Source organism: Loigolactobacillus bifermentans DSM 20003 (assembly GCF_001434575.1).
In the GTDB taxonomy this organism is placed as follows: domain Bacteria; phylum Bacillota; class Bacilli; order Lactobacillales; family Lactobacillaceae; genus Loigolactobacillus; species Loigolactobacillus bifermentans.
Genome location: NZ_AZDA01000087.1, coordinates 1 through 3630, shown reverse-complemented (window position 1 = coordinate 3630; position 3630 = coordinate 1). Strand labels below are relative to the sequence as shown.

4 protein-coding genes are annotated in these 3630 nt (G+C 46.6%); all 4 read right to left on the bottom strand.

Translation table 11 applies throughout. From position 1 onward, the window contains the following. Window positions 1-30: 30 nt before the first annotated feature. Genes pstB through FC07_RS09375 form a run of 4 tightly spaced genes read right to left on the bottom strand, consistent with a single transcriptional unit; the run spans window position 31 to window position 3492 of the window. Complete coding sequence (gene pstB, locus FC07_RS09390) at window positions 31-837, bottom strand: phosphate ABC transporter ATP-binding protein PstB (RefSeq protein ID WP_057904847.1); 807 nt, start codon at window positions 835-837, stop codon at window positions 31-33. A gap of 7 nt (window positions 838-844) precedes the next feature. After that, entirely contained in the window at window positions 845-1729 is an 885-nt protein-coding gene (gene pstA, locus FC07_RS09385; protein ID WP_057904846.1) for a phosphate ABC transporter permease PstA, read from the bottom strand. After that, window positions 1726-2646: a phosphate ABC transporter permease subunit PstC gene (gene pstC / locus FC07_RS09380; RefSeq protein WP_057904845.1), complete on the bottom strand. Its 921-nt coding sequence runs from the start codon at window positions 2644-2646 to the stop codon at window positions 1726-1728. The genes pstA and pstC overlap by 4 nt, the downstream gene beginning before the upstream one ends. Window positions 2647-2664: 18 nt before the next feature. Then, on the bottom strand, window positions 2665-3492 hold the full coding sequence (locus FC07_RS09375; protein ID WP_057904844.1) for a phosphate ABC transporter substrate-binding protein PstS family protein: 828 nt from the start codon (window positions 3490-3492) through the stop codon (window positions 2665-2667). Window positions 3493-3630: the final 138 nt, after the last annotated feature.

The window sequence follows — 3630 nt, the reverse complement described above, 5'->3', positions numbered from 1 at the left end:
ATTGGTCCAAAATTGTGCGGTATGCCGATATTAAACCTCGTATGAATAATTCGGGTCGTTGGTTGCTTGAATCTGCGGTCGCGTAAAAACTTGTTTGGTCGGCGCATATTCTAACACCTGACCATTGTAGAAAAAGGCCGTTGAATCGCTGATTCGTGCCGCTTGCTGCATATTATGCGTCACAATAATAATGGTGTATGCCTGCTTCAACTCATTAAGCGTATCCTCAACGATCCGGGTTGATACAGGATCTAAGGCACTGGCTGGCTCATCTAATAACAAAATCTCTGGCTGAACTGCTAACGCACGCGCAATGCACAAGCGTTGTTGTTGCCCACCTGAAAGGGCCAACGCACTTTTATCCAGCTGATCCTTCACTTGTTCCCATAACCCGGCTTGTTGCAATGACGTTTCAACCCGTTGCGCCAATGCATCACGATTTTTAAGGCCATAACGTTTCAAGGCAAAGGTAATATTTTCCCGAATCGACTTGGCAAACGGATTAGGCCGTTGAAACACCATGCCAATTTGCCGCCGCATTTGATAGACATCAATTTGTTTTTGATTCATGTCTAGCCCATGATATAAGATTTTTCCAGTCACTTTAGCAGTGGGAATCTCATCATTCATCCGGTTAAGCGCACGTAAATAAGTTGATTTACCTGAGCCTGAGGCACCGATAATCGCTGTGATCTGCTGTTTCGGAAATTGTAGGTCAATCCCTTTGATTTGTTCATGCTGCCCATAGTAAACGTGTAACGCTTCCGTACTGATGGCCACCTGAGCAGGGTCCTTAAACTGTTGCAATGCCGTTTGCGTTGTATCGTAATTTTTCATAGCAGCCTCACTTTCCGGTCAAATGCCGATAAATACGGTGCCCGAGCCAACGCGCGCCAAGATTAAACAGTAACACGACGAGGATCAACACCGCAGATGCACCCGCCGACACGGCAGCTGTATCCGGCATGATGCCTTCTGAATTAATTTTCCAAATGTGCACCGCTAACGTTTCAGCAGGCCGCATGGGATTTAACGGACTGGCAATATTAAACGGATTCCAATTATGAAAATCAAGGGCTGGTGCACTTTGTCCCGCCGTATAAATCAGCGCCGCTGCTTCACCGAAAATTCGGCCCGCACTTAAAATCAGACCGGTTAAAATACTCGGCAATGCTTCTGGAATCAACACGCGGGTAATGGTTTCCCAACGCGATAGACCCAGTGCCAATCCAGCCTCACGTTGCAATGGACCGATACTTTGTAGCGCTTCTTCAATATTCCGCGTTAAAATCGGTAAATTGAAAAAGGTCAGCGCTAATGCCCCTGATAAAATCGAAAAGCCCAGTTTAAATTTGATCACGAATAAGAGAAAACCGAACAAGCCCACCACAATGGATGGTAAGGAACTTAAGACTTCGATTGCCACTCGAATCACGCTAGTCAGCCAGTTATCCCGCGCATATTGCGACAGATAAACGCCAGCGCCTAACGCCAAGGGTAACGAAATCAGCAACGCTAAAATCAGCAGATAAAGTGAATTAAACAATTGAATCCCGATTCCGCCACCGGCTTGAAACGTCCGCGCCGGCGCCGTGAGAAAATGCCAACTGATCTGCGGCACACCGCGCACCAAAATATAACCGAGTAAGCTGACCAAAATCAGGACGATAATGCTAGCTAAACCCGTTAAAACTCCTGTTGCAAGCTTATCTTGTTGTTTAGGTGTCATTTTGATTTTAACGCCCCTTTCCGACCAATGTAGCGCACCAGCAAATTAAAGGCCAGCGACATGAGTAATAAGACTAAGGCCAAGGTCCATAACGCATTATTTTCCAAGGACCCCATAACCGTATTGCCCATTCCCATTGTCAGCACACTGGTTAAGGTAGACGCCGGTGCTAACAGACTTTGTGGCATTAACGTAGCATTACCGATCACCATTTGAACGGCTAAGGCTTCTCCGAAAGCACGTGCCATGCCAAATACAATGGCCGTTAATAAGCCTGGTAAGGCCAATTTTAAAATCAAGCGCTGAATGGTTTGCCACCGCGTGGCCCCTAATGCTAGGGAAGCTGCACGATAGTGGCTTGGCACAGCTTGTAAGGCATCAACACTTAAAGCCGTGACAGTTGGCAAAATCATCACAAAGAGCACAAAGGTCCCAGCTAAAATCCCAAAACCAGAGCCACCAAATACTTGGCGAATCGCTGGTACAACAACAGTTAAACCAATAAACCCGTAAACCACTGATGGAATCCCGACTAGTAATTCTGTCACGGGCTTTAAAATTTTCATCCCCCGTTTAGGTGAGATCTCCGTCATATAGATCGCCGTGCCAATGGCAAATGGCGTGGCTAATAACGCGGCCAGGATCGTCACGGCTAACGACCCCAAAAACATCGGTAGTACGCCCACTTGAGGCACCCCACGACTATCTTTAATACTAGGTTCCCAAACCGTTTTAAGCCAGAAATCACTTAACTTAATGTGTTGAAAAGTAGCCAGCCCTTTTGTCGCAATAAAATAAAAGATGGCCCCGACCAACACGACGATCAATGTGATGCAGGCAATGCTAATGCCTTTACCCAAGCGCTCTAACCGCGCTTGATGTGATCGCTGGGTCAATTTTTTTTGAATTGGATCCATAAACGATACTGCCTCCTTTTAGCGCGTTTTAACTTGGCCATTTGCTTGGCGCACAACTTGCATGGCATCAATCAGAATATAACCTAATTTCGGTACCATTTGATGCTGCACTTCCGCACTTAATAAATAAGCCACGAACTGCTTGGTCAGGCCGGTAGGTTGGCCTTTGGTATACACATGTTCGTAAGACCAAATCGGCCAAGCATTGGTGGTCACATGTTGATCCGTTGGTGTGACGCCATTTAGCTGTAATGCTTGCACCGTTTTATCCACATAGGAAAAGGCCACGTAGCTGATTGCCCCAGGGGTCGTCGCCACGATTTGGCGCACCATCCCTGACGAGTCTTGCTCTTGCGCCTTCTTAGGCTGTTCCCCCTTTAATACGGCTTGTTCAAACGTTACACGTGTACCACTGCCTTGCGCCCGATTGATCAACACGATCGGCTGATTTTGACCACCCACTTGGCGCCAGTTGGTGATTTTGCCCGTAAAAATTTGCTTCAGCTGCTTTAGGGTCAAATTCTTCACACCTGTTTTCGGCTGAATGATTGGTGTAATGCCAATCACCGCCACTTTATGATCAACTAATTGCCGTTGTTTGATGCCTGTTTGTTGCGCGGCAAAAACATCCGAGTTCCCCAGATCAACCGCGCCTTCTTGAATTTGGCTTAAACCAGTTCCTGAGCCACCGCCTTGAACATTCACAAAAACGCCTAAATGATTTTGACTGTATGTTTCACCAGCTGCTTCAATCAAGGGTTGTAACGCCGTCGATCCCACTGCTGTAATGGACTGACTCGATTGACGCTGACAACCGGCTAACAGCCCCCCAGCAAAAAGTAACATTAAAATCAGTCGTATCCTTTTTTTCACCACGATCCCTGCCTTTCATGATAGTTCCAGCATAAAAAAGGGATGTAAAAATAACAGACCTGAATTATTCACCATAAGTTCTCCAAGTACAGTGTCACCCCGGTATCATGG

What these genes read in the sequence shown, in the direction of transcription:
- pstB (WP_057904847.1), bottom strand. Translation starts at nt 837, where the DNA reads ATGAAAAATTACGATACAACGCAAACGGCATTGCAACAGTTTAAGGAC.
- pstA (WP_057904846.1), bottom strand. Translation starts at nt 1,729, where the DNA reads ATGACACCTAAACAACAAGATAAGCTTGCAACAGGAGTTTTAACGGGT.
- pstC (WP_057904845.1), bottom strand. Translation starts at nt 2,646, where the DNA reads ATGGATCCAATTCAAAAAAAATTGACCCAGCGATCACATCAAGCGCGG.
- FC07_RS09375 (WP_057904844.1), bottom strand. Translation starts at nt 3,492, where the DNA reads ATGTTACTTTTTGCTGGGGGGCTGTTAGCCGGTTGTCAGCGTCAATCG.